This is a genomic window from Thermithiobacillus plumbiphilus (assembly GCF_038070005.1).
GTDB lineage: Bacteria > Pseudomonadota > Gammaproteobacteria > Acidithiobacillales > Thermithiobacillaceae > JBBPCO01.
In genome coordinates this window covers 63680-88027 of record NZ_JBBPCO010000005.1, presented here as the reverse complement: position 1 = coordinate 88027, position 24348 = coordinate 63680, and the positions used below count along the sequence as shown (strand labels likewise).

The 24348-nt window shown below is 63.9% G+C and carries 24 protein-coding genes and 1 tRNA gene; 20 read left to right on the top strand and 5 right to left on the bottom strand.

Translation table 11 applies throughout. The features are described from left to right. Window positions 1-31 precede the first annotated feature (31 nt). The gene (locus WOB96_RS06560; RefSeq protein WP_341370485.1) at window positions 32-487 is read left to right on the top strand and encodes a YbjN domain-containing protein; all 456 of its coding nucleotides are present in this window, start codon (window positions 32-34) and stop codon (window positions 485-487) included. 15 nt (window positions 488-502) lie between these two features. Beyond that, window positions 503-1027, top strand: coding sequence for a ribosome biogenesis factor YjgA (yjgA, locus tag WOB96_RS06555; RefSeq protein ID WP_341370484.1), 525 nt, complete (start codon window positions 503-505; stop codon window positions 1025-1027). Here the strand turns inward: yjgA and WOB96_RS06550 are convergent. Beyond that, window positions 1024-2763, bottom strand: coding sequence for a potassium/proton antiporter (locus WOB96_RS06550; protein WP_341370483.1), 1740 nt, complete (start codon window positions 2761-2763; stop codon window positions 1024-1026). The genes yjgA and WOB96_RS06550 overlap by 4 nt on opposite strands. A 112-nt stretch (window positions 2764-2875) precedes the next feature. On the opposite strand from WOB96_RS06550, the gene WOB96_RS06545 reads away from it, so the two are divergent. The 4 genes from WOB96_RS06545 to WOB96_RS06530 are packed head-to-tail and all read left to right on the top strand — an operon-like array spanning window position 2876 to window position 5323. Beyond that, window positions 2876-3397, top strand: coding sequence for a TlpA disulfide reductase family protein (locus WOB96_RS06545; protein ID WP_341370482.1), 522 nt, complete (start codon window positions 2876-2878; stop codon window positions 3395-3397). Next, on the top strand, window positions 3397-3822 hold the full coding sequence (gene hemJ, locus WOB96_RS06540) for a protoporphyrinogen oxidase HemJ (RefSeq protein ID WP_341370481.1): 426 nt from the start codon (window positions 3397-3399) through the stop codon (window positions 3820-3822). Before WOB96_RS06545 ends, hemJ begins: the two co-directional genes overlap by 1 nt. 57 nt (window positions 3823-3879) lie before the next feature. After that, complete coding sequence (locus WOB96_RS06535; RefSeq protein ID WP_341370480.1) at window positions 3880-4290, top strand: PA2779 family protein; 411 nt, start codon at window positions 3880-3882, stop codon at window positions 4288-4290. After that, a complete protein-coding gene (locus tag WOB96_RS06530) occupies window positions 4271-5323 on the top strand; it encodes a PA2778 family cysteine peptidase (RefSeq protein ID WP_341370479.1) in 1053 nt (350 codons plus the stop codon). The genes WOB96_RS06535 and WOB96_RS06530 overlap by 20 nt, the downstream gene beginning before the upstream one ends. A 66-nt stretch (window positions 5324-5389) precedes the next feature. Here the strand turns inward: WOB96_RS06530 and WOB96_RS06525 are convergent, their stop codons facing one another. Then, window positions 5390-6970 (bottom strand): methyl-accepting chemotaxis protein, encoded by a 1581-nt coding sequence (locus WOB96_RS06525; RefSeq protein ID WP_341370478.1) that lies wholly within the window; start codon window positions 6968-6970, stop codon window positions 5390-5392. Between the two features lie 26 nt (window positions 6971-6996). On the opposite strand from WOB96_RS06525, the gene WOB96_RS06520 reads away from it, so the two are divergent. The 10 genes from WOB96_RS06520 (at window position 6997) to WOB96_RS06475 (ending at window position 19727) form a co-directional block, all read left to right on the top strand. Next, window positions 6997-7434 carry a hypothetical protein gene (locus WOB96_RS06520; protein ID WP_341370477.1) on the top strand — a complete coding sequence of 146 codons (438 nt, stop codon included), beginning with the start codon at window positions 6997-6999 and terminating at the stop codon, window positions 7432-7434. A 21-nt stretch (window positions 7435-7455) separates the two neighbouring features. Further along, entirely contained in the window at window positions 7456-8088 is a 633-nt protein-coding gene (locus WOB96_RS06515; RefSeq protein ID WP_341370476.1) for a YsnF/AvaK domain-containing protein, read from the top strand. Between the two features lie 23 nt (window positions 8089-8111). Next, the gene (locus WOB96_RS06510; RefSeq protein ID WP_341370475.1) at window positions 8112-9569 is read left to right on the top strand and encodes a DUF2382 domain-containing protein; all 1458 of its coding nucleotides are present in this window, start codon (window positions 8112-8114) and stop codon (window positions 9567-9569) included. A 133-nt stretch (window positions 9570-9702) separates the two neighbouring features. Then, on the top strand, window positions 9703-10257 hold the full coding sequence (locus WOB96_RS06505) for a general stress protein (RefSeq protein WP_341370474.1): 555 nt from the start codon (window positions 9703-9705) through the stop codon (window positions 10255-10257). A 224-nt stretch (window positions 10258-10481) separates the two neighbouring features. After that, complete coding sequence (locus tag WOB96_RS06500; protein ID WP_341370473.1) at window positions 10482-12680, top strand: phosphoketolase family protein; 2199 nt, start codon at window positions 10482-10484, stop codon at window positions 12678-12680. Between the two features lie 10 nt (window positions 12681-12690). Continuing rightward, window positions 12691-14016 carry a four-carbon acid sugar kinase family protein gene (locus WOB96_RS06495; RefSeq protein ID WP_341370472.1) on the top strand — a complete coding sequence of 442 codons (1326 nt, stop codon included), beginning with the start codon at window positions 12691-12693 and terminating at the stop codon, window positions 14014-14016. Window positions 14017-14025: 9 nt separating this feature from the next. Then, window positions 14026-15507 carry an FAD-linked oxidase C-terminal domain-containing protein gene (locus WOB96_RS06490; protein ID WP_341370471.1) on the top strand — a complete coding sequence of 494 codons (1482 nt, stop codon included), beginning with the start codon at window positions 14026-14028 and terminating at the stop codon, window positions 15505-15507. Next, the gene (gene glcE, locus WOB96_RS06485; protein WP_341370470.1) at window positions 15507-16568 is read left to right on the top strand and encodes a glycolate oxidase subunit GlcE; all 1062 of its coding nucleotides are present in this window, start codon (window positions 15507-15509) and stop codon (window positions 16566-16568) included. Before WOB96_RS06490 ends, glcE begins: the two co-directional genes overlap by 1 nt. A 2-nt stretch (window positions 16569-16570) precedes the next feature. Then, a complete protein-coding gene (gene glcF, locus WOB96_RS06480; protein ID WP_341370469.1) occupies window positions 16571-17794 on the top strand; it encodes a glycolate oxidase subunit GlcF in 1224 nt (407 codons plus the stop codon). 151 nt (window positions 17795-17945) lie between these two features. Continuing rightward, a complete protein-coding gene (locus tag WOB96_RS06475; protein ID WP_341370468.1) occupies window positions 17946-19727 on the top strand; it encodes a putative bifunctional diguanylate cyclase/phosphodiesterase in 1782 nt (593 codons plus the stop codon). Between the two features lie 60 nt (window positions 19728-19787). Here WOB96_RS06475 and WOB96_RS06470 read toward each other — a convergent pair whose 3' ends face one another. Next, window positions 19788-19961, bottom strand: coding sequence for a hypothetical protein (locus tag WOB96_RS06470; protein ID WP_341370467.1), 174 nt, complete (start codon window positions 19959-19961; stop codon window positions 19788-19790). A gap of 354 nt (window positions 19962-20315) precedes the next feature. Here WOB96_RS06470 and WOB96_RS06465 point away from each other — a divergent pair, with 354 nt between their 5' ends. Then, entirely contained in the window at window positions 20316-21464 is a 1149-nt protein-coding gene (locus WOB96_RS06465) for an SRPBCC family protein (RefSeq protein ID WP_341370466.1), read from the top strand. A gap of 56 nt (window positions 21465-21520) precedes the next feature. Here WOB96_RS06465 and rpiA read toward each other — a convergent pair whose 3' ends face one another. Together rpiA and WOB96_RS06455 are read right to left on the bottom strand one after the other, a co-directional pair. Next, window positions 21521-22186: a ribose-5-phosphate isomerase RpiA gene (gene rpiA, locus WOB96_RS06460; protein ID WP_341370465.1), complete on the bottom strand. Its 666-nt coding sequence runs from the start codon at window positions 22184-22186 to the stop codon at window positions 21521-21523. A 39-nt stretch (window positions 22187-22225) separates the two neighbouring features. Continuing rightward, window positions 22226-22963: a type 1 glutamine amidotransferase domain-containing protein gene (locus tag WOB96_RS06455; RefSeq protein ID WP_341370464.1), complete on the bottom strand. Its 738-nt coding sequence runs from the start codon at window positions 22961-22963 to the stop codon at window positions 22226-22228. 66 nt (window positions 22964-23029) lie between these two features. Between WOB96_RS06455 and WOB96_RS06450 the strand changes: the two genes are divergently transcribed. The 3 genes from WOB96_RS06450 (at window position 23030) to WOB96_RS06440 (ending at window position 24315) form a co-directional block, all read left to right on the top strand. Beyond that, complete coding sequence (locus WOB96_RS06450) at window positions 23030-23692, top strand: pseudouridine synthase (RefSeq protein WP_341370463.1); 663 nt, start codon at window positions 23030-23032, stop codon at window positions 23690-23692. Between the two features lie 98 nt (window positions 23693-23790). Beyond that, window positions 23791-24183: a TraR/DksA family transcriptional regulator gene (locus tag WOB96_RS06445; RefSeq protein ID WP_341370462.1), complete on the top strand. Its 393-nt coding sequence runs from the start codon at window positions 23791-23793 to the stop codon at window positions 24181-24183. Between the two features lie 57 nt (window positions 24184-24240). Continuing rightward, a tRNA-Gly gene (locus tag WOB96_RS06440) sits at window positions 24241-24315 on the top strand. The last annotated feature ends 33 nt before the right edge of the window (window positions 24316-24348 follow it).

Genomic DNA, 24348 nt, shown 5'->3' with positions numbered 1-24348 from the left:
AATGCCGGCAAGCACACACAAGGAGAGCGAAATGAGCCTGATCGATCCGGTGAACGCATTTTTCAAGGAGATGGGCTGGGAGGCCACCCGTCTGGAGAAGGTGCCGGTGGTGACCACCGGCCTGCAACTGCCCACGGGCGAGGTGGAGATCTTCGCCCATGCCCACGATGAGCAGAATCGCATCCTGATCTACGTCCGCCCGCGGGGCCTGGACATCCCGGCCGAGCGGATGCTGGCGGTCGCCGAGTTCCTGACCCGCGCCAACTACGGCCTGCCGCTGGGCAATTTCGAGATGGATCTGCAGGACGGCGAGATCAATTTCAAGAACAGTATCGAAATTGTGGATTGCCAGGTCAGCGTGGCGCTGGTGCGCCCAATGGTGATCGGCGCGGTGGAAACGGTGAACCGCTACCTGCCGGGCCTGCAGCAGGTAGTGGCCGGGGCCGATCCGGCGCAGGCCATCGCCGCCGTCGAAGCCCCGCAGTAAGCGCAGGTATCGCTGATGACGCAGCCACCCCAGGCCCCGGACGAGTTCAACAGCCGCAGCCTGCGCAAGCGCGAGGCCCATGCCCGCGAGGCGCTGGCGTCCATCCTCGCCGAGCTGAATCCGGTCCAGCGCGGCCAGTTGCCGCTGCCGGAACATCTGGCCCATGCCGTGACGGAACTGGACCGCGTCCGCGAGCACGGGGCCCGCAAGCGCCAGCTCAAGTACGTGGGCCGGTTGCTGCGCGAGCTCGATGAGGCTGCCTTCGAGGCGATCCAGGCCCGGCTCGATGCCATCCGCCAGGATCGCAACCGCGCTGCCGCCGCCTTTCACGCCCTGGAGCGCTGGCGCGAGCGCCTGCTGCAGGAAGGACAACCGGCCCTGGATGCCTGGTGTGCCCGCTATCCCGCCACGGATCGGGCGCTGCTCATGCAGCGGTTAGCCGAGGTCAAGGCAGCGCAGGGCGCGACGACACCGGATCCGGCGCCGGCACGCCAGCTGTTTCGCGATTTGCGCAGCTGGATGGATGCCGGAACTGTCTAGACCGGGTTCTCGCCGCTCTGCCCCAGGCGCAGGCCCACCCGCTTGATCTGATTGCCCTCCATTTCCTTGACCACCAGACTGACCGGGCCCAGGGTGACGGCATCGCCCACCACCGGGCGAGTATGCAGTTGCCCGTCGATGAATTCCGCCAGGGAGCAGTCTGCCTGCTGGGGATCGACTGGCAGGTTGTAAAGACCCGCGAGGTCCGACAGCAGGGCATCGCCGTTGATCTCGAACTCCCCGAAGAAGCGCTTCTTGCGCGCGTCGCTGCCCAGCGGCGGCCGGGCAAAGAGCCGGTTCAGACGCGGGATGTCGGCGCCACGGGCGAATACATAAAGAATGTCGCCGGGCTGCAATTGGCCGCTTTCCCGCAGGCGCAGTACCTTCTTGCCGCGCAGCACCACCACTGGCTTGTCGCGCTCGGGCAGGGGCAGTTCGGTGGGCAGGAATTGCAGGGCCCGGCTGTCCTCCTCCAGGCGATAGGCCAGCAGTTCGTAATCCACCTGTCCGACCAGACCGAGATTCAGGCGCTGCAGCGGGCCTTGCACGGGAGGGACTTCGAGGCCGAGCCGACGCGCAAGGGGCGCGACCGTCCAGCCTTGGATGAGCAGGGATACCAGCACGATGAAAAACACCACGTTGAACATCAGGTAGGCGTTCGGCAGGTTCGCCAGCAAGGGAAAGATGGCGAGGATGATGGGCACTGCCCCGCGCAGCCCCACCCAGGATACGAAGATCTGCTCCCGGCGCGGAAAGTGAATGGGCAGCAGGCTGAGATACACCGCCAGCGGACGGGCGACCAGCATCAGCACCAGTGCGATCAGCAGCCCCTGGGGCGCGACCTCCATCAGCCGGGCGGGCGAGGAGAGCAGCCCCAGCGCGAAAAACATCACGATCTGCGCCAGCCAGCCCAGCCCGACATGAAAATTGGAAATGTCCTGCTTCATCTGTACCGGCTGGTTACCGATGATCAGGCCCGCGAGATAAACCGCGAGAAAGCCACTGCCGCCGAGACTGCTGGTCAGGCCGAAGATGCCGAGGGCGCCGCCCAGGGCCAGCAGGGGATAGAGGCCCTTGGCGCTGAGATCGAATCGGTTGAGCAGAAAGACCATTCCAAAGCCCAGCCCTCCGCCGAGCAGGGCACCAAGCCCCATCTGCTGCACGAAAAACAGCAATATGCCCCAGCCGGGGTGATCCAGCCCGGCGGCAATGGTGTTGACCAGGGCGATGGTCAAAAAGACCGCCATCGGATCGTTGGTGCCGGACTCGATTTCAAGCGTGGCGCCGACGCGTTCCTTGAGGGTGATGCCCTGGGTGCCGAGCAGGGAAAACACGGCAGCGGCATCGGTGGAACTGATGATGGCACCGAGCAGCAGGCCCTCCAGCCAGTGCAGGTTCAGGAGCCAGGCGGCAAATGTCCCGGTGATCCCGGCGGTGACCAGAATGCCGATGGTGGCGAGCGACAGGGCTGGTCGCAGCCCCACCCGAAAGACCGCGCGCGGCGTGCGCAGGCCGCCATCGAAAAGGATCACTGCCAGGGCGATGTTGCCCATCACGTGCGCGGCATGATAGTCATAGAAGCGAATGCCGCCTGGGCCATCGACGCCTGCCAGCATCCCCAGCAACAGAAAGATGAGCAGCAGGGGGGTGCCCAGGCGCGAGGAGACCGCGCTGCTGAGAATGCTGATCAGCAACAGCAGGCCGCCACCTAGAATGAGTTGATAACCGCTATCCATGAAGTCTGTTTTTGTTGGCAGGGTGTGAATGCTGCCGGGTTTTGTTCATGCCAAGAGCATAGTATCTTTAAAGCATTGAAACCAACCTTTTTGAACCTCTGCAGGTGGATGCGTGAAAATCAAGGAATTGTTGGGCGGCCTGCTGGTACTCGCCCTGGTTGCCGTGGCGGCCTTTCTCTGGCTCTCGCCGCAGGGCGGCAAGTTCTTCGCGGCCAAGGCCCCCGAGGTCAGCACCCCGACCCTGGATGGCGGGCGCTTCGATCTGGCCAGCTATCGTGGCCGCCCCGTACTGCTTAACTTCTGGGCCACCGATTGCCCCGGCTGCGTCAAGGAGATCCCCATGCTGATTGAACTGCAGCGCGAGTTCGGCCCGCAGGGCTTTCAGGTGATCGGCATGGCCTTGCAATATGACGACCCGCGCCTGGTGCGCAACATGAGCGCGCAGATGGGTATTTCCTATGTCGTGGCCCTGGATCGCCAGGGGCAGGCGGCGCAGGCCTTTGGCGGCATCAACCTGGTGCCGACTTCCTTTCTCATCGATGCCGAGGGGCGCATCGTCGAGCGCAAGCTCGGTGAGATCGACAAGAACGAGATGGCCGAGAAGATCGGCAAGCTGCTGAAAAAAGACGCGTGATGCTCTGGGTCAAGGCCTTTCATATCATCGCCGTGGTGACCTGGTTCTCTGGACTCTTTTATCTGCCGCGTCTCTTTGTCTACCATGCCCTGAGCAGCAATCCCGACTGCCAGGCCACCTATAAGGTGCAGGAGCGTAAGCTCTGGCGCGGTATCACCAACCCGAGCATGATGATTGCCGTGGGGCTTGGGCTCTGGCTGCTGTTTGCCTACGGCTGGACGGCTTACAAGGCGGATGGCTGGCTGCACGCCAAGCTGGCGCTGGTCGTGGTACTGCTGGGCTATCATGTCTATCTTGGATGGTTGGTGCGGGTATTCCAGGCGGACGCCAATACCCGTTCCCACGTCTTCTATCGCTGGATCAATGAATTCCCGGTCCTGATCCTGATTGCCGTGGTGATTCTCGTTGTGGTAAAACCGTTCTGATCCAGCGTAGCAGTCCATGATTTGCAAATAACAACCGGCGCGCCCGAGGAGAAAGCCATGCAAATGATGCCCCGTCTAGCCAAACCCCTCAGTAGTCTCCTGATCGCTGCCACCCTGAGTTTCAGCCTGCAGGTTGGTCCTGCCCAGGCCGCCATGGTCGGTAGCGAGAGCGTCATCGACCAGACCAGCAACAGTGCCGATCGTGAGCGCCTGCGCAGCTTCCTGGCGCGCGAGGACGTGCAGAAGGCCATGGAAAAGCAGGGCGTGAGCCCGGCCGAGGCCCTGGCGCGCGTGGATAGTCTCAGTGATGCGGAAGTGGACCGGATTGCCGGCAAGCTTGATGCCCTCCCCGCAGGCGGTGATGCGGGTTCGATTGTCGGCGCGATCGTGCTGATCTTCTTCGTGTTGCTGATCACTGACCTGCTTGGGCTGACCCACGTCTATCCCTTTGTCTATCATCGCCATTGAACGACTGGCCCTGGCCCTGAAAGCCGCTGGCGGAACACCGCTGGCGGCTTGTCGCTTTCAGCGCCGCGTTCACCTGGGCCTGCTGTCCGGAATCTTGATCCTGCTGGTGCTGGGCGGTTGCGCCAGCACGCCGCAGAGTGATCAGGTACTTGCCTGCGGGGCCACGGCCGACCGGCCTCTGCCGACCCGGATGCTGCTCGATGACGTGCCCTTCTATCCCCAGGAAGCCTTGCAATGTGGCCCGGCGAGCCTGGCCATGGGCCTGAGTCATTTACCGGGCCCTGCGGTCAATCCAGAAGACATCCTCTCGGAGGTTTACACGCCCGGTCGCAAGGGCAGTCTGCAGACCGACCTGATTAGCGCCGCCCGTCGCCATGGCGCACTGGCCTATGTCATCCGGCCGGATCTCAGAGTGCTCCTGCGGGAGGTTGCGGCTGGTCATCCGGTGATCATCCTGCAGAATCTCGCCTTTAACTGGTATCCCAAGTGGCACTATGCCGTGGTCATCGGCTTTGATCTCGATCGGGGTGATCTGATCCTGCATTCCGGCCGGGAGCAAAGACAAACGATGCCGATGCGGGTATTCGAGCGAACCTGGGCGCGAGGCGGGCGCTGGGGGCTTTTGGTGCTGAAACCCGGCGAACTGCCGGCAAATCCGGACGAGCCGGCCTACCTCAACGCAGCGCTGGGGCTGGAGAAGGCAGGTCAGTGGCAGGCGGCCGCACAGGCTTATGGCGCTGCCCTGCTGCGCTGGCCGGCCAGTGTTGGCGCGGCGCTGGGGCTTGGCAACAGCCGCTATGCTGCAGGCGACCTGCCGGGCGCTGCCGCGGCCTTCGAGGCGGGGTTGGCACAGCACCCGGACAGTGCGGTGCTGCACAACAATCTGGCGCAGACCTTGCTGGATCAGGGGCGCAGCCGCGAAGCGCTGCAGCATGCCCAAAAGGCTGTCGCGCTGCAGCCGGACACGGCGGCTTTCCAGGATACCCTGGCGCAGGCACGTAAGGCAGCCAGCAGGAGAGCTGGAAACAGTTAGAGCGCATCGGAGGAATGTGTCTGACCTTGTCCCAATGAACCCAGCGGTTCATCTCCGTCCTTCCCCCTAAGTCAGCTTGAAATGACCAATGCTGGCCTGCAGGCGTCCGGCATTGTTCAGCAGTTCCTGGGTGGCTGCCTGCGTGGCGGTAAATCGGGCCTGCGTGCTTTCAGTGATCCGGGCGGTTTCCGCCATGTGCCCACTCATCTCCCGGCTGACCGCCGACTGTTCTTCCGTGGCCACGGCAATCTGGTCCATCAGTGTCCTGACCATAGTCATTTCCTTGTCCAGGCGCGTGAGCAGATCCTTCATCTGCCGGCCCTGTGCCGTGCCTGATGTGGCCTCCTGACTGGCCACCAGCATACGCTGCGTTACCTCTGCCGTGCCGCCCTGAATGCCGTGTACCAGCCGGCTGATGTCGCCGGTCGAGGCGGCGGTGCGTTCAGCGAGCTTGCGCACCTCGTCGGCCACGACCGCGAAGCCGCGCCCCTGCGGCCCGGCACGGGCAGCTTCGATGGCCGCATTCAGGGCCAGCAGATTGGTCTGGTCGGCGATGTCCTGGATCAGTGCCGTGACGCTGTCGATCTGGCCGAGTGTCGCCGTCAACTGTTGCAGGGTCTTGCTGGCGCTGGTCACGGCATCGTGGATGCGGTCCAGCACCAGCACGGTATGCTGGCCTGCCTCACTGCCGCTGGCCACGAGCTGACTGGCCTGGCGGGCGGCATCGGCGGCGCTGCCGGCGCTCTGTGCGACTTCACGGATGGTGCCGCTCATTTCCTCCAGGGCGGTGTTGGTCTGGAGGATCCTGTCGAGCTGATCCTGGCTGCCCTGGCGCATGGATTCCGCCATGTTGCCGAGGGTATGTGCCGTATCCCGGGTATTCCCCGCCATCCCTCCGGTCTCCTTCAGCACGGAGGCAAGCTCTGCGACGAAACCATTGACGTCCCTTGCCATCTGGCCGAACTCATCGGCTTTGCCCTCAGGCAGGTGCCGGCCCAGATTGCCTCGCTGCAGTTCCTCGATGGCGGCATGCAGTTCCTGCATGCGACGCCGCAGATTGCGATTCAGCCCTGTCTGAAAGACCACGATGATCACGCTTGCCAGGGCCAGTGGTACCAGCACGATCCAGAGGATTTGCCGCAGGGCGTCGGTAACGCGATTCTCCGCCGCCTGCCGGCGCGACTGGTGCTGCTGGGTCCAGCCATCGATTTGCCCGAGCAAAGGCTGAAGTCTCTCTGCGTAGAGTGCTTCCGGCATGCTCAGGGCATCAGCCGGGTTGTCGGCAGCTATGTCGAGCACCTGTCCAAAGTCAGTGACGTACTGCCGCCAGCCTGCCTGTATCTGTCTGCTCAGTTGCTGTTCAGCGGGAGTGGCTGTGTGCTGGCTGATGCGCCTGGACAGTTGTCGGACCTGCTGGTCGGCAGCCCTCAACTGTTCACGGGATTGCGGCAGGATGGGATCGAGCCGGGCTACCGCAAGCGCAACGGCCTTGATTTCAGTGAGGCTGCTGACCAATGCCTCCCGGGACTGATAGTCGGCGAAGTGCTGGCGCAACTGGTACAGCGACATCGCGCTCAGTCCCATGACGAGCAGCAGGCAGGCCAGGGTGGCCAGAGTCAGGAGCCTCAGTTTTTGTTGGATGCTCATGGTGTCTCCGGAAAACTGGAGACCGCATGATGGCAGAGCAAGATGACAGCATGATGACGCGGGCGCGCGAAAGTGCTGCTCCAGGCGCGCCTGGACGGTTGCAGGTGTACTTGATTCCCGGCCTGCACCTTTCGGGCATGGTGCTGGAAATCCGGCCTTCGGGACCGAACCATTCCTCCTCTGGGCACTCGAAATCGAGACAGGTGAACAAGCCCATCCTTGGAGGAGCCATGGAGCAACCGCATACCGATCCACGCAGGTCCGATCCGCAGGTGCCCCCTTCCAGTGGCGAGAGTGGGCAAGCTGAAACGAGCCAGCGGAGCCACAAGTCAGTGGTTTATGACCGACCACTGGTCAGCCGGAAAATGAAGTACCTCCTGTGGGCTGTGCTGATTGCCGCCCTGTTCATGCTTTTCTTCCTGGAACCCTTGCTCCACATCATGCAAGGCTGGGGCAATGACTAGTTGATCCGGAGAGCAGGCCTCATGTCGCAAGATGATCACGCACAGGTTCATGGCAAGGATGGCTGGCAGGGCTGGCTGGAGCAGCCTTTCGATCTCGGGCGCGAAGCGCAGGTCCGGCTGGAGGATGGCACGGTGCTGGTGATGCCCGCCGACTGGCTGGAGGCGCGCGAGGATGGTAGCTATTTCGTGCCGATGGAACGCCCTGATCAGGATGGCGCTGACCAGGATTCTCCGGCCGAGCAGGTGCTGGCGTCCACCGTCGTGCCGGTGATCGAGGAAGTCGCGCGGGTGGACAAGCGTCGGGAAACCACGGGTGGCGTGCGCATCCACAAGCGCGTCCGGGAACGCGAGGAGACGGTCCGGCCCGAGCTGCTGCGCGAATCGGTCTCCGTGGAGCGGGTGGCAATCGGTCAATTCGTGGATGCGCCAAGCGGCCCACATCAGGAAGGCGATACGCTGGTCGTCCCCATTTTCGAAGAAGTGCTGGTAGTGGAAAAACGCCTGCGCCTCAAGGAAGAAGTGCGCATCACCAGGACCCGGCACACCGAAACACAGACACATACCCTGAGACTGCGGGAAGAGCATGTCTCAATCGAAGCCTTGGTGGAAGAGTCCGATAGCGGCGCTACACGGCCGGTCCCACCAAAGCAATAGTGCGATAACCAAGGAGGTCTACGATGACGAAGACAGTAATTGGATTGTTCGATGATCGACGCATGGCGGAAAAGGTGGTCAAGGATCTGACCGATGCCGGCTTTGCGCGGGATGACATCAGCCTGGTTGCCCGTGATGAGCAGAGCGGATCGATTCAGGAGACGGCGGACGACAGCTCGCATGAAAGCAAGGGCGCGCACATTGCCAAGGATGCCGCCGGTGGAGCGGTAATCGGTGGCCTGGGTGGCCTGGTGGTCGGTCTCGCCTCCCTGGCCTTGCCAGGCGTGGGCGGAATCATTGCCGCCGGCCCGATTGCCGCCACCCTCACCGGTGCGGGCATCGGCGCGGTGGCGGGTGGCCTGGTCGGTGCGCTCACGGACGTTGGCGTTCCCGAGGAGCACGCCCACTCCTATGCCGAAGGTGTGCGACGCGGCGGCACCCTGGTGATGGTCAAGACCGCCGATGACCGGGCCGAAGAAGCGGCAGACATCCTCGACCGCCATGGCGCCGCCGACATCGAGGAACGCAGCGCGCAATGGCGACAGGGCGGCTGGACTCCTGGCAGCTCCGCCGATACCGGTACCCGCGTGAGCAGTGCAGGTATTGGTTCAGGCATGACCAGTGGCGCGGCTACCGGCGCGACCCCCGGGATGTCCGGCGGCACCACCCCGGACATCTCCAGGACTGGCAGCACGACCAGCGGCCAGCGCTTTGCCGGCAGCGGCACCGCCGGCCAGTCCGGCATGGCGGCTGATGCTGACAGGTCAGGGAGGGGCACTGCCTCTGGTCAGGGCATTTCCGGCGCTGAGCGCAGTGCCTCGGGCATGGCTGGCGCGCGCGAGGACCAGGTCATCCCGGTGGTGGAAGAGGATCTGCAGATCGACAAGCGAGCCGTGCAGCGCGGTGGCGTGCGTGTCTATACCCACGCGACCGAGCGTCCGGTGACGGAACAGGTGCAGCTGCGTGATGAAGAGGTCAAGGTACAGCGCCGTCCGGTGGACCGTCCGGCCAGCGAGGCGGATCTGCGCGCCTTCCAGGAGGGCAGCATCGAGGTGACCGAAACCGACGAGGTGCTGGTGGTCGCCAAGGAAGCCCGCGTGGTGGAGGAGGTCGAGGTCAGCAAGACCGCCCATATGCACACCGAAACCATCCAGGATACCGTGCGGGGCACCGATGTTTCGGTGGAGCCCCTGGCGGCTGGCGCGGCGGATGATTTCGAGATACATGCCGACGAGTTCCGTACCGACTACCAGAACCGCTACTCCAATCGGGGCATGAGTTATGAACAGCTCAGCCCGGCCTATCGCTATGGATATCACCTGGGCATGGATCAGCGTTACCGTGGCGGTGACTGGGACCGGGTCGAGGCCGATGCCCGGCGCGACTGGGAACAGCAGCACCAGCATGAAGGGCCCTGGGAGCGGTTCAAGGATGCTGTCCGTTATGGCTGGGATCGGGCCCGGACGCCGCATCATCACTGATGTATCGGCAGCGGATCAGGCGGGGGACTTGCTTCTCCCGCCTTTTTCATGTTTTGGGCGAAGGCACGCACACCGGAACTAATTCCAGGCCGGACATTCGAAAATTAGAGTGGCGGAATCAAAGGAGCTTTCCATGAGCAAGACCGTGGCTGCATTATTTGAAAACCGGAAACGGCTGGAGCAGGCCGTTCAGGCGCTGCTGGCGATGGGGATACCGGAAGCGGAAATCAGCCTGCTCGCCCGTCAGGATCTCGATGAAAGCGCCAAGATCACGGGCGATGAGGTCAGCCGCGAGGCTGCTAAGGGTGCGGGGACGGGTGCCGTTGCCGGCATCGTCGGCGGCATTGCCCTGAGCCTTGCGGGCGTGGTCGTCCCGGGCCTGGGTGCCATTGCCGCCGCAGGCCCGGTTGCCGCGCTCGTCACGGGTGCAGGGATCGGTGGCATCGGTGGCGGCCTGATCGGTGCCCTGACCGGCAGGAAATTCTCGGATGAACACGCGCAACGCTATGTCGATGGTGTCCGACGTGGCGGAGTGCTGCTGTTGATCGACAGCAGTGACGAGCGGGCCGGCGAAATCGAGGACGTCCTGCAGCGCCATGGGGGCAGGGACGTGACCGAACATGGCGGCAAGTGGCATCCGCGGGCCGGGCATCCGCAGGGCCTGGAGCCGCATCAGCGACCGCACTGAGCCAGAGACTGCCGGGAGGGGCGCTTCCGTCCCGGCTCATTCACTCGCGCCCGGGCGACGCGAGATTGCTCCTTCCTTACTCCATCCGCACCTCCTTCTGGTTCGAGCCGCATCACATTTACCCCATGTCCTGGCGCCGGTCAGCCAGGCAGTTTTGCTCAGGGCATTGCGCAAGGCCCAGGCCATCGTTACGCTAGGCCAAATACCCACCAATGGAGCGCCCCATGTCGAGCACGCCCAGCATCCCCGCCTTCTGCGAAGGCATCCAGTATTTCGCCGACCCCCTGCCCGGTATGGATCGCCACGCCGCAAGCCCGGTGCTGGCGGAGGGCCAGCATGGCATCGACAATCCCACCGACCCGCGCGCCATCTATCAGACCCTGCTGGCGGCCGATGCCCTGCGCTACCTCACCCTGCAGGTGACCGGTGCCAAGGCCTCGGGGCACCCCGGCGGCTTCGCGTCGAGTGCCGAGGCCTATGCCGCGCTGGTGATGCTCGGGCATACCAATATCGTCACCGAAGTCGGCCATCATGCGCCGGGCTTCTACAGTGCCATGTTCCTGGACCGCTCGCTCGAAGACATGGGCATCCACACCGTGGCCGAGATGCGCCAGCGCTATCGCGAGCGCCACGGCCTCTTGGGCCACCTCTCGGGCGCCGTTCCCGGCATCCTCGCGCCCGCAGGTCCCTTGGGGCAGGGCCAGCACTTCGCCATGGCCGGTGCCCTGTTGCATCCGGGCACGCTGTTTCCCTTCACCCTGGGCGATGGTGGCATGGGCGAGCCCTATATCCTCAACGCCATGATGCACTTCAACACCGCCTTTCCCGGTGTCACCAACTACCTGCCGGTACTGATCTGGAACGGCTACAGCCAGGAGCACCACGCCATGGTGTCGCTGCTCTCGGATGCGGAGATGGTGGCCTACTGGCGCGGGCATGGCTTCGAGAACGTCTATCTGGTGGATGCCAGGAGTTATGACGACAGCGGTCAGGAAGGGGCCTTTGTCGACAGCACCCGCTTTTCACTGGAAAAGCGTCTGGCCTTCACCGGCGCGGTGCTGGAGATGATGTTCGAGGCCTCGCAATCTGCCCTGGGCGGCAAGCGCACGGCATTTATCATCAAGCAGTTGAAGGGCGCCGGCGTGCATGCCCTGGGCGCCAAGTCGCACAACCTCTATGCCCAGCACACCCTGGACCATAATGATGTGATCGAGGGCCTGAAGCGCCGGGCGCTCGCGCCAGAGGCCTGGGCCGTGGTGCGTGCCAACTTCGAACGCGCGGGCGGCGGTCCGGCCGCGCGGACCTCGGTGACCGAACAGGTGCTGGAGCTGGCGCCGGTGCTGCCCCTGCCCCTGAAAGCCTTCGCGATTGGCGAGCAGGCGGTGCCGACCACCGCCATGGGCGCCCTGGTGGGCGAGGTCGGGCGGCGCGATCCGCGCTTCCTGGTCACCAATGCCGACGGCAACGAGGCCTCGGGCATCGGCAACATCAACGAGGCGCTCAAGATCCGCCATCCCACGCCTGATCCGCTCTATCATCAGGCGCCTACCGGTCAGGTCTACGAGCCCTTGAACGAGGACGCCTGTGCGGGGCTGGCGGCGGCTCTGGCGCTGTTTGGCAGCCGCTCCTTGTGGTGCTCCTATGAGAGCTTCGCCATCAACGGCCTGCCGATCTGGCAAACCGTGACCCAGGCCATGGCCGAGCTGCGCCGCAAGACGCCGGCCACGGTCACGCTGTTTACCGCCGGCGCCCTGGAGCAGGGCCGCAATGGCTGGACCCACCAGCGCCCGGAGATCGAGGCCTATTTCGCTGCCATGATGCGCAACGGCAATGTCTTCCCGCTGTTTCCGGTGGACGCCAACATGATTCAGGTGGCCTATGAATGGGCCCTGGGCAGCTACAACAAGGGCATCGTGATCACCGCCTCCAAGAGCCCGCTGCCGATTCGTACCAGCCTGGAACAGGGTCGCCAGGCCCTGGCCGAGGGCGCGATCACCCTGCTCGAGCATCCGGGCGAGCGCATGCTGGTATTGGCGGTGGTCGGTGACATGGTGTTGCTACCGGTGTTCGAGGCGGCCGAGCGCCTGCGTGAGCAGGGATTCGGCGTGCGCGTGGTGGCCGTGGTCAATCCGCGCCGGCTCTATAGATCCTGCGATGTGGCCTGGGATGTCTGCGCCGAAGCCGATCAGGGCTTTCTCGACGATGCGCGCTTCGATGCGTTCTTCGATGGCGATGCACTGCTCGCCATCAGTGGCGGGCCGAGCGCCACGCTGGAACCGGTGCTGCTGCGCAGCCAGGCAAGGCGGCGCGATGTCTTTGCCTGGAAGCGCGGCGAGACCACCTCCAGTCCCGCCGAGCTCATGGGCTTCAACGGGCTGACGGCCGAGGCCATGGTCAGGCGCGCTCAGGATCTGCTGGCTTGAGGGCCTGCTGATGACCACCAGGATCATCGTGCTCGACGACGATCCCACCGGGTCGCAGACGGTACATGGCTGCCTGCTGCTCACTCGCTGGAATGTTGCTACCCTGCGCGAGGCGCTCGCGGATGCTTCGCCGCTCTTCTTCGTGCTCACCAATACCCGCGGCATGGATGCCGAACGTGCCGCCGCCATCACCCGGGAGGTCTGTCGCAATCTGAAAGCCGCTCTGGCGGGGAGCGATATCCAGCCCGTTCTGGTCAGCCGTTCGGATTCCACCCTGCGCGGCCATTACCCTGTCGAGACCGACGTGATCGCCGAGGAACTCGGGCCCTTCGACGCCCACTTTCTGGTGCCGGCCTTTTTCGAGGGCGGGCGGACCACCCGCGACAGCGTGCATTACCTGCGCGTCAACGGCGTGGACGTGCCGGTACACGAAACCGAGTTCGCGAAGGATTCGGTGTTTGGCTACCAGCATAGCTACCTGCCCGATTACGTGGCGGAAAAGACCCAGGGGCGCATCCCAGCCAGTGCGGTCCGGCGCTTTACCCTTGAAGACATCCGCGCCGGGGTTCGGGAGCAGTTGCTGCATCTCGAAAACAATGCCTGCTGCGTGGTGGACGCCGAAGTGCCTGATGATCTCGCGCGTTTCACCCAGGATGTGCTGGCGGCCACCCGGGCCGGCAAACGCTTTCTGTTTCGCAGTGCCGCGAGCCTGCTGACCGCACTGGCGCAACTGCCGCCCCAGCCGGTGGCCGCCGAAGCCATGGGCCAGTACACCCGCAAGGGTCGGCCCGGGGCGGTGATCGTCGGCTCGCATGTCGCGAAATCCAGCCGCCAGCTGGCGCTTCTGCTAGAAGCCCCTGGGGTTGCGGGCGTTGAGGTCGATGTCAGTCGCCTGCCGGATGCGCGTGAAATGGTGCTGGCAGAAGTGCTCGATGCCGTCGAGCGTCACTTTGCCGCCGGCAAAACGGCGGTCGTCTATACCAGCCGCACCGAGCGACAGTTTGCGGATCAGGCGGCGCGGCTGGCTTTTGGGGAGGCCGTTTCGAATCTCCTGATGGACGTGGTGTGCCGGCTGCCCGAGGATCTGGGTTTTCTCATCAGCAAGGGCGGCATCACCTCCAATGAGGTGCTCAGTAGCGGGCTGGCGCTGCGCTCGGCGCGCGTGCTCGGTCAGGTAGCAGCCGGGGTGTCGGTGGTACGTTGTCCCGCTGAGCATCCGCGCTTTCCCGAGCTGCCGGTGGTGATCTTTCCCGGCAATGTCGGCGAGGACGATACCCTGGCGCTGGTGTACCAGCGCTTTGCCGGGCTTCAGGACTTCGGTCAGCAGCCGGTGTAGAATAGGGGCATGCAAGTCCAGAGCCAACCACATAGCCTTCCGCGCGACCGCCTTCTTGAGGCCCTGCGCCGCATCCTGCCCGAGTCGGCCCTGCGTCATACCACCGAGGATCTGCGCCCCTACGAATGCGACGGGCTCTCGGCCTATCGCGCCCTGCCGCTGGTGGTCTGCCTGCCCGATATCATCGAGCAGGTCCAGGCCGTGCTGCGGCTCTGCCATGAGCTTCAGGTACCGGTGGTGGCGCGCGGGGCGGGTACCGGGCTCTCGGGCGGTGCCCTCCCGCTTGAAAACGGCGTGCTGCTCTCGCTTGCCAGGTTCAAGCGCATCATCGACATCGATCTTGAAAATCACGTTGCCCGCGTCGAACCCGGCGTGCGCAATCTCGCCATCTCCCAGGCGGCTGCCCCTTACGGTCTCTACTACGCCCCCGATCCCTCCTCACAGATCGCCTGCAGCATCGGCGGCAATGTCGCGGAAAACTCGGGCGGCGTGCATTGCCTCAAATATGGCCTGACCGTGCACAACGTGCTGGGTCTCAAGGTGCTCACCATCGAGGGCGAGCTGCTGGAACTCGGCGGCAAGGCGCTGGACGCGCCAGGGTATGATCTTCTGGCGCTGATGAGCGGCTCCGAGGGCCTGCTGGGCGTGATCATTGAGATCACGGTCAAGCTCTTGCCAAAACCCGAGCGCGCCCAGGTGCTGCTGGCCGCCTTCGATGACGTGGTCAAGGCCGGTGAGGCGGTCGGCAACATCATCGCCGCCGGCATCATCCCCGGTGGCCTGGAGATGATGGACACGCTCGCCATCCGCGCCGCCGAGGATTTCGTGCATGCCGGCTACCCTGTGGACGCCGCCGCCATTTTGCTCTGCGAGCTCGACGGCAGCAACGCCGAGGTCTCGGAGGAAATTGCCCGCGTGCGCGAGATCCTGCAGGGCAGTGGCGCGACTGAGGTGCGCAGCGCCCGTGATGAGACCGAGCGCCTGAAATTCTGGGCCGGGCGCAAGGCCGCCTTTCCGGCGGTCGGGCGCATCAGCCCCGACTATTACTGCATGGATGGCACCATCCCGCGTGCCCAGTTGCCGCGCGTTCTGGCCGAGATCGCGCGCATGTCTGCCGAATACCATCTGCCGGTCGCCAACGTGTTTCATGCGGGTGATGGCAACCTGCATCCATTGATCCTCTTTGATGCCAATAAGCCCGGCGAGCTGGCGCGCACCGAGGAATTCGGCCAGCGCATCCTGGAGCTTTGCGTGGAAGTAGGTGGCACGGTCACCGGCGAGCATGGCGTGGGCATGGAAAAGCTCGCGCCCATGTGCAGCCAGTTCGCGCCCGCCGAACTCGAGCAGTTTCACGCGGTCAAAAAGGCTTTTGACCCGGACGCTTTGCTCAACCCTGGCAAGGCCGTACCCACGCTGGCGCGTTGCGCCGAATTCGGCGCCATGCACGTCCATCACGGCGAGTTGCCCTTCCCCGAGCTGGAGCGTTTCTGATGGATGCCGACCAGAGCACCCAACTGCAGGAGCAGGTGCGCGATGCCTGTGCCGAGGGCAGGGCGCTGCGCATCCAGGGCGGCGGCAGCAAGGCTTTCTATGGCCGGGAGATACGGGGCGAGCCCCTGGATATGAGTGGACACCGAGGGCTCGTGCATTACCAGTCCAGCGAACTGGTTGTGAGCGCGCGCGCGGGCACGCCGCTTGCTGAGATCGAGGCCCTGCTCGCCCAGCGCAATCAGTTCCTGCCCTTCGAGCCGCCGCATTTCGGCGTCAATGCCACCTTAGGGGGCGCAATCGCCACTGGTCTGTCCGGCCCGCGACGGCCCTATGCCGGCTCGGCGCGCGATTTCGTGCTCGGGGTCAAGATTCTCAACGGCAAAGGCGAGGTCCTCAAGTTCGGTGGCGAGGTCATGAAAAACGTCGCGGGTTTTGACGTCTCGCGCCTGATGGCCGGCAGCCTCGGCACCCTCGGGGTGCTGCTGGAAGTATCGCTCAAGGTCCTGCCGCGGCCCACGCTTGAAGAGACACGGGTGTTTCACTGCGCGCCTCTTGACGCCATCCAGCGCATGAGCCGCTGGGCGGGCCAGCCCCTGCCCATCACGGGCGCGGCGTATCACGGCGAGCGGCTCCATGTGCGCCTGTCCGGCAGCGCGACCGGGGTGCAGGCAGCCGCCCAGACGCTCGGCGGCGAAATACTGGACGGGATGGATGCCTTCTGGCAGGACCTGCGCGAGCAGCGGCTGTCCTTTTTTGACGGCGATGCACCCCTCTGGCGCCTGTCCCTGCCGCCCGCCTGTCCGCCGCTGGACTTGACAGGTGACTGGCTGATCGACTGGGGCGGGGCACAACGCTGGTTGCGGAGCAATCTGCCCGCGGATCGGATACGATCTGCCACCCAAGCCGCCGGCGGCCACGCCACCCTGTTTCGCGGCGGGGACCGTCTTGGCGAGGTGTTTCAGCCCCTGAGCCCGGCGCTGCTGCGCCTGCACCAGCAACTGAAAGCCGCCTTCGATCCCCAGGGGATTTTCAATCCCGGCCGCCTCTACGCGGAATTCTGAACATGCAGACGCAAGTCGAAACCGAGATCCTGAACACGCCCGAGGGGCGCGAGGCCGAAAGTATTCTGCGCTCCTGCGTGCACTGCGGCTTTTGCACCGCCACCTGCCCAACCTATCAATTGCTGGGCGATGAGCTCGACGGCCCGCGTGGACGGATCTATCTGATCAAGCAGATGCTCGAAGGCGAGCAGGTCAGCCGCAGCACCCAGATCCATCTCGATCGCTGCCTGACCTGCCGGGCCTGCGAGAGCACCTGCCCCTCGGGCGTGCAGTACGGGCATCTGGCGGACATCGGCCGGGGCATCCTCGAAGAGCGGGTCGAGCGCCCCGCCGGCGAGCGCCTGCTGCGCCGCGCCCTGCGTAGCGTGCTGCCTTACCGCGAGCGCTTCACGCCGCTCCTGCGTCTGGGCCAGGCGGTGCGGCCCCTGCTGCCTGCAAGGCTCAAGGCCAGCGTGCCAGAGCAACAGCCCAACACGCCCTGGCCCACCGCGCGCCATCAGCGGCGCATGCTCATTCTTGATGGCTGCGTGCAACCCGCCATTGCCCCCAACATCAATGCAGCCACCGCGCGGGTGCTGGATCGCCTGGACATCAGCCTGATCCGCGCCGAGCGCGCCGGCTGCTGTGGCGCAGTGAGCTATCACCTGTCCGCCCACGAGGAAGGCCTGGCATTCATGCGCCGCAACATCGACGCCTGGTGGCCACAGATCGAGGCCGGCGTCGAGGCCATCGTCATCACCGCCAGCGGTTGCGGGGCCATGGTCAAGGGCTACGGGCACCTGCTGCGCACGGACCCCGCCTACGCCGACAAGGCCGCGCGTGTCTCGGCGCTGGCGCGTGACATCGGCGAGGTGCTGGCCGCCGAGGACTTTGGCAAGCTGCGGCCCAAAACGCCACAGAAGATCGCTTTCCATGCCCCCTGCACCCTGCAGCACGGCCAGAAGCTGCCGAATCTGGTCGAAGGCATCCTCACGCGCGCGGGCTTTGAACTCACGCCGGTGCCCGACGCGCACCTTTGCTGCGGCTCGGCTGGTACCTACTCCATCCTCCAGCCCGAACTTTCCACCCAGTTGCGCGACAACAAGCTCGCCGCCCTGCAGTCCGGCGCGCCCACGCTCATCGCCACCGCCAATATCGGCTGCCTGACCCATCTGCAGGGCGGCACGGCGCTCCAGGTGCGGCACTGGATCGAGGTGCTGGAATCCAGTCTGCCCGCCAGTCAATAATCTGGCGGTTCTCGCCGCGCTTGGCTTGACAGGTTTCAGGAGGATGCTACCTTTAGCAGTACGGCCCGCCTGCGTGACAATCGGTGAGCGGTGCCGCAAAAAGACAAAACGGCCGGCCCTGGCCAGCCCGCTCACTCCGCTTCGGGGTTCCATGAGTTCAAAGATTCACAAGGATTTGCTGCACTTTCCTGCTGCATCTCAGGACCGGCAGATTGATGCCATGATGCACGAACTCATGGATCTTTCTCCCGACGCCATTTTTTTCAAGGATGGCGACGGTCGATGGCTCTGGGTCAATGGTGCCGGGGTACAACTATTCGGGCTGGAAGGCATCAGCTACTACGGCCTGTCCGATCAGGAGCTGGCACATCTGCTTGGCCCGGACTCCTGCTTCACCCGGCATCACATGCAGAGCTGCAGTGGCACCGACGAGAAGGCCTGGCAGGCCGGCGCGCCTTGGCGCGGCGAGGAGTGCGTGCTCGTCAACGGTGAACTGACGCGTCATTTCGACGTCATCAAGACCCCGCTGTTTGGTCCGGATGGGGCTCGCCGCGGCCTGCTCGGCATCCGCCGCGACATCTCGGAGCAAATGCAGGCCTATTCCAAGATCCACTATCTGGCCAACTACGACAGCCTCACCGGGCTACCCAATCGCACCCTGTTTCAGGAGCAGTTCGCGCAGGTGCTGGCAACGGCCAAGGCCCAGGAACAACTGCTGGCCATGCTCTTTCTCGATCTGGATCGCTTCAAGGACATCAATGAGGCCCACGGCCATGGCTTTGGCGATACGCTGCTGCAGAGCGTGACCAAGCGCATCAAGGGCTGCATCCGCGCCAGCGACATGCTTGCCCGGCTGGGCGGTGACGAATTCGCGCTCATTCAGGTCAATCCCAGCCATGTCGATGATGCCGAGCGCCTGGCGCAGCGCCTGATCCAGGCCTTTTCCCGGCCTTTCAATATCCATGGCCACGAAATCCACAGCACGGTCAGCATCGGCATCACCCGCTATCCCTTCGATGGCCAGGATGTACAGCAACTGCTGCAGAATGCCGACATCGCCATGTATCGGGCCAAGCGCGAGGGCCGCAATCAGTCACGCATCTACACCGCCGACATGAGTACCCAGACCCAGGCACGCGTGGCCCTGGAAAAGAACCTGCGTCGCGCCCTGGCCAAACGAGAGTTCCTGCTGCATTACCAGCCGCAGGTGGACCTGCAGACCGGCCAGATCGTCGGCATGGAAGCCCTGTTGCGCTGGCAGCGGCCCGGCTTTGGCATCGTCCCGCCCGCGGAGTTCATCCCGGTGGCCGAGGAATCCGGGCTCATCATCCCCATCGGCGAGTGGGTGCTGCGCGAGGCCTGCACCCAGAACAAGCTCTGGCAGGACGCTGGCCTGCCGTCGCTGCGCATGGCCGTGAACATCTCCGCCCGCCAGTTCGGCCTCAATGGCCGCTTCATGACCGAGATGGTCGATCAGGTGCTGAAAGAGAGTGGTCTGATGCCTGAGTATCTCGAACTGGAGCTGACCGAGAGCCTGGTCATGGCCAATCCTGAACAGACCGCGCACATCCTGCATCGCCTGAAGGATCGCGGCATCAGTATCTCGGTGGACGATTTCGGGACGGGTTATTCCTCGCTGTCCTATCTCAAGCGCTTTCCCATCGACAAGCTCAAGATCGACCGCTCCTTCGTGCGTGACATCACCCATGATGATGCCGATGCGGCCATCGTCAACGCCGTGATCAGCCTTGGTCACAGCCTCAACCTGCAGGTCATCGCCGAAGGCGTCGAAACCACCGAACAACTGGAGTACCTGCGCCAGGAAGGTTGTGATGGCATCCAGGGATATCTCTTCAGCCGGCCCATGCCTGCCATTGCGCTCACCCAGATGCTGCGCAAGGTCAGGCCCTTCGAAATCAACTCGTCGAAATAGGGTTTTCACTTCCGTGTTGCCGGTGCCGGCGGCAGGTGCCAATCAGACCGTCCAGCGCCATCAGTAATGCGGCCCCGTCCTGCCCTTGGATGCGGCTTTCATGATGCCGATGCCGATCATGGCCAGTGCGACGATGGCCACCCAGGTGCTGCCTACCCCAAGCAGGATCAGTCCATAACTCACGGCGGCGGTAAAAATGAGCCAGCCGATCAGCATCATCACAACCCATTGCATGTCGATATCTCCCTTTGCTACTCCCCTTTTTGTACTGGATCTACCCGCCGGTGGTGAGGGCATTAAGTCCGAGACAGGCGCGTGCGTTCCACAGCCACGGCCATGACGGGCCATTGGTCGGGTATTGTGCCTGCAATGAAAAGCACCCTGGCTGGTCTATTGTACTTAAGCTGCCAGCACAAGCCGTGGATCTGTGCCGCATCTCAAGGGGGCGGCAGCAGCCCGCGATTGCGTATGCGGATGACGCGCGAGCGTTCCTGACAACCCGGGATCCGTGGCGGGCTTGTCCAGCAGCGTTCAGCTGCATCGAGTTGTTCACAAACGGATAAACCGCTTCACAAGAGGAGGTATGAAATGAAAAAAGTGACAGGCATGATCTTTGGCGCGGGGCTGGGCGCTGGGTTGATGTACATGTTCGATCCCGAGCGCGGTGATGATCGGCGCGCCAAGATACGCGATCAGGCAAACAATGCCGCAAAGAAAACCCGCGAGTCCCTGGATGCCACCAAGCAGGACATGGGTCACCGGGTGCAGGGGCTACGTTCGGAGGTGAGTTATCGCCTCGGCCGCGAAAAGCTGTCGGATGAACGACTGGCTGAGCGCATCCGGGCGACGGTGGGCCGGCTAGTGGGCCATCCGGGTGCCGTGCATGTCGAGGTCGAGGATGCGCATGTCAGGCTCAAGGGACACATCCTGGATGAAGAGGCTGACCGTCTGATCAAGCGAATCAGCTCGTTGCGCGGTGTCAATGGGGTGGAGGATCAGCTGGAACGGCATGACGATCCGGGCAACATCCCGGCCCTGCAGGGCCAGCCGGCTCCAAAGAGCCCTGGACTGCGCGAGGAACTCATGCAGCCGGAGTGGAGTTCGCGCACGCGCGTGATTGCCGGCACGGTCGGTACGACCGCGGCGCTGGGGCTGTTTCGCCATGGCATCATCAGCAAGATGCTAGGTGCGGTCGGGCTGGCGCTCCTGACCCGGTCCGCCACCAACAAGGACTTCAAGAGCCTGGCCAAGATGGCGCCGATCGGGCGTGGCGTGAAGATCCAGAAGAGCATCACCATCAATGTGCCGGTGGAGCGGGTGTTCGCCCTCTGGTCCGATCCGCAGCGTTTTCCGGAATTCATGAGCCATGTGCGCGAGGTCTCGCAACTCGATGATCAGCGCTGGCACTGGGTGATCATCGGGCCCACGGGTACCGAGACCGAGTTCAACACAGCCTTCACGGCCTTCGAGCCCGATCGCCGGCTGGCCTGGCGCAGCGAACCGGACAGCCTGGTGCAGCACGAGGGGGAGGTCATCTTCGAATCCATGGGTGATGACAGCACCCGGGTGGAGGTGCGCATGACCTACAATCCAGTCGCCGGCGCGGCGGGGCATGCCGTGGCCACCATGCTGGGCTCGGACCCCAAGAGCCTGATGGATGACGATCTGGCGCGCCTGAAGGCAGTCATGGAGTCCGGGCAGCCGGTGCCTGACTCAGCGGCCCTGGTACGACACTAGGCTGAAAGAAAAAGCGCCTGCATCCCTCGGGACGCAGGCGCTTTTCCGCGCGCGGGCTATTGCTGCGGCTTGTGGGTCTGGACGCCGTCATTGCCGCCGACCAGCAGCACATCGGCGCGACGCTTGGCGAAGACGCCATTGTCGAGCACGCCGGGGATGTTGTTGATCTCGCGTTCGAGTTCGACCGGGTTGGTGAAGTCCAGCCCGACCACGTCGAGGATGACATTGCCGTTATCGGTGCTGACGCCCTGGCGCAGGGTGGGATTGCCGCCGAGTTTCACCAGTTGGCGGGCGACGAAGGAACGCGCAAAGGGCAGTACCTCGACGGGCAGGGGGAACTTGCCGAGCATGTTCACTTCCTTGCTGTCATCGACGATGCAGACGAACTGCCGGGCGGCCGATGCCACGATCTTCTCGCGGGTCAGGGCCGCGCCACCGCCCTTGATCATGCGAAAGTAGATGTCGATCTCGTCGGCGCCATCGACATAGATGGGGATGTCGCCGGTCTGGTTCAGGTCGAGCACGTTCAGGCCCTGGCTGCGTAGGCGCTGCTCGGTGGCAATGCTGGATGCGACGTAGCCATCCACCTGGACACGGGCCGCTGCCAGCGCCTCGATGAAGAAATTGACGGTGGAGCCCGTGCCCACGCCCACGATCATGCCGGGTTTGACATAGGCAAGGGCGGCTTCGGCGGCGGCTTTTTTCTTCTGGTTGATGTCCATGACTGGCTCCTTGATGGTTTTGGTAAATGACTCGGGCAGCTAGCGCGTGCAGGCCCCACAACCGCTGGGACAGGCCTTCTTGAGTTCGGTGAGCACGGCATAGGCCAGAGCGCGGGCCGAGGCGGGATTCTGGCCGGTATAAAGGTTGCGGTCGATGACGATCCGCTCGCCCCAGGCCGGTCCCGGCTCCGGCTGGCCGCCAGCCTCGCGGATGGCGGTTTCGAGCTCGTATTCCAGCTTGCCGGCGAGCTCGGTCTGGCTCTCTTCGGCATTGCTGAAACAGGTGCTGCGATAGCCTTCGAAAAGCCAGCGGCCTTGCGTGTCGCGGGCGGCGAGCAGGGCTGCCGGCCCATGGCAGAGTGCTGCGATCGGCTTGCCGGTTGCCTGCATGGCACGCAGGATCCGCGCAACATCGCCATTGCGATCCAGATCCGCCATGGGGCCATGACCGCCAGGGAAGAACACGGTGTCATACTGGTTCGGGTCGGTGTGGGCCAGATCCAGCGGCGCGTCCAGGCCCTCGATCATGTCGAGCTGGTCCTTGAGATTGGCGACCTTGCCGCGATCCCCCCCGAACTGGGATGGATCGAGGCTCAGGGGATCGGCGCTGGGCGGCACGGCACCTGGCGTGGCGATATCGACCTGAATGCCATTTTCAGCGAAGCTATAGTAGGGTTCGACCACTTCCTCGGCCCAGTAGCCGGTAGGGTGTGCCGTGCCATCTTTCAGCGGGATGTGATCAACGGCGCTGAGAACCATGAGTATCTTAAGCTGCATGCCTGTCTCCCGGGAGCCGCCCCTTCGGCGGTATTACGAATAGCTTTACGAAAATTAGACCATTATATGCCGCGCCTGATCCTTCTGAACAAGCCTTTCAACGTGCTTTGCCAGTTTACCGACACCGAAGGCCGGAAAACGCTGGCGGATTTCGTGCCGGTGGCGGGGGTTTATCCGGCCGGGCGGCTGGATCGCGACAGCGAGGGCCTGTTGCTGCTGACTAATGACGGGCGCCTGCAGGCAGCCCTGAGTGACCCGCGTTACAAGCTGCCCAAGACCTACTGGGTGCAGGTGGAGGGCGAGATCAGCGACGCGGCGCTGGTACAGTTTGAGCAGGGCGTGCTGCTGGATGGGGAAATGACCCGTCCGGCCCAGGCGCGGCGCATCCCGGAACCCACGCTGCCGCCCCGCGATCCGCCAGTGCGCTTTCGTCAGCACATACCGACTTCCTGGATCGAGATCGTGCTGCGCGAGGGGCGCAACCGGCAGGTGCGGCGCATGACGGCCAGCGTGGATTTTCCCACCCTGCGCCTGTGGCGCCAGGGCATCGGGCCTTTGACCGGGGCGGATCTGACGCCAGGTGCCTGTCGGGATGCGACATCGGCAGAATGGGACAGCCTGGCGGCCCTGATAGCCCCGGCTTTCTCCACGAAGCGCCGCCACGAAGCCGGAACTGCTGCGGCCCGGCGCGGCCCGAGCCGGCGGCAGCCGTGGAAATCCAGCCGCTGATGCAAGCATCGGTCATTCGGCACTGGCCGGCCTGCGGTCGTCGGGATACCTTGGCTGACAGGATGGCGCGCGGCGCCTGCTCTCATAAGGACAGATGAATGGACAAGGCAACCGAAAACGAGCTGCGGGAGCTGCTTGAGCATCGCCGCCAGGACCTGACCCAGACAGTGCGCGAGCACTTGCTCAGCGGCGATTATCTGGGCGGGATGCGAACGAATACTGATGATGGTGCCAAGGATGTGGGGGATGCCAGTGTCATTGATCTGACCGAGGACATGACGCTGGAGCGTAGCGTGAGCGAGGCCCTGGAATTGGCTGAGGTGCAACGCGCCCTGGAACGCATGGACCGTGGCGAATATGGTATCTGTGTCGATTGCGGCGATGAAATCCCGGTGGAGCGGCTGAAGGTGCAACCGACTGCTACCCGCGATGTAGTCTGCCAGGAGCGCTTTGAGGCGCTCACGGAAAGCGGCAATCCGCCAACCCTGTAATGTACGGCGATATGCCTTGCTTTCAGGCGATCGGCAGGGATAATATTGGATGTTCACGCGGGCGTCGTATAATGGTCATTACCCCAGCTTCCCAAGCTGGAGATGACGGTTCGATTCCGTTCGCCCGCTCCAGATTTCAGGGGACCCTTTCGGGTCCCTTTTTCA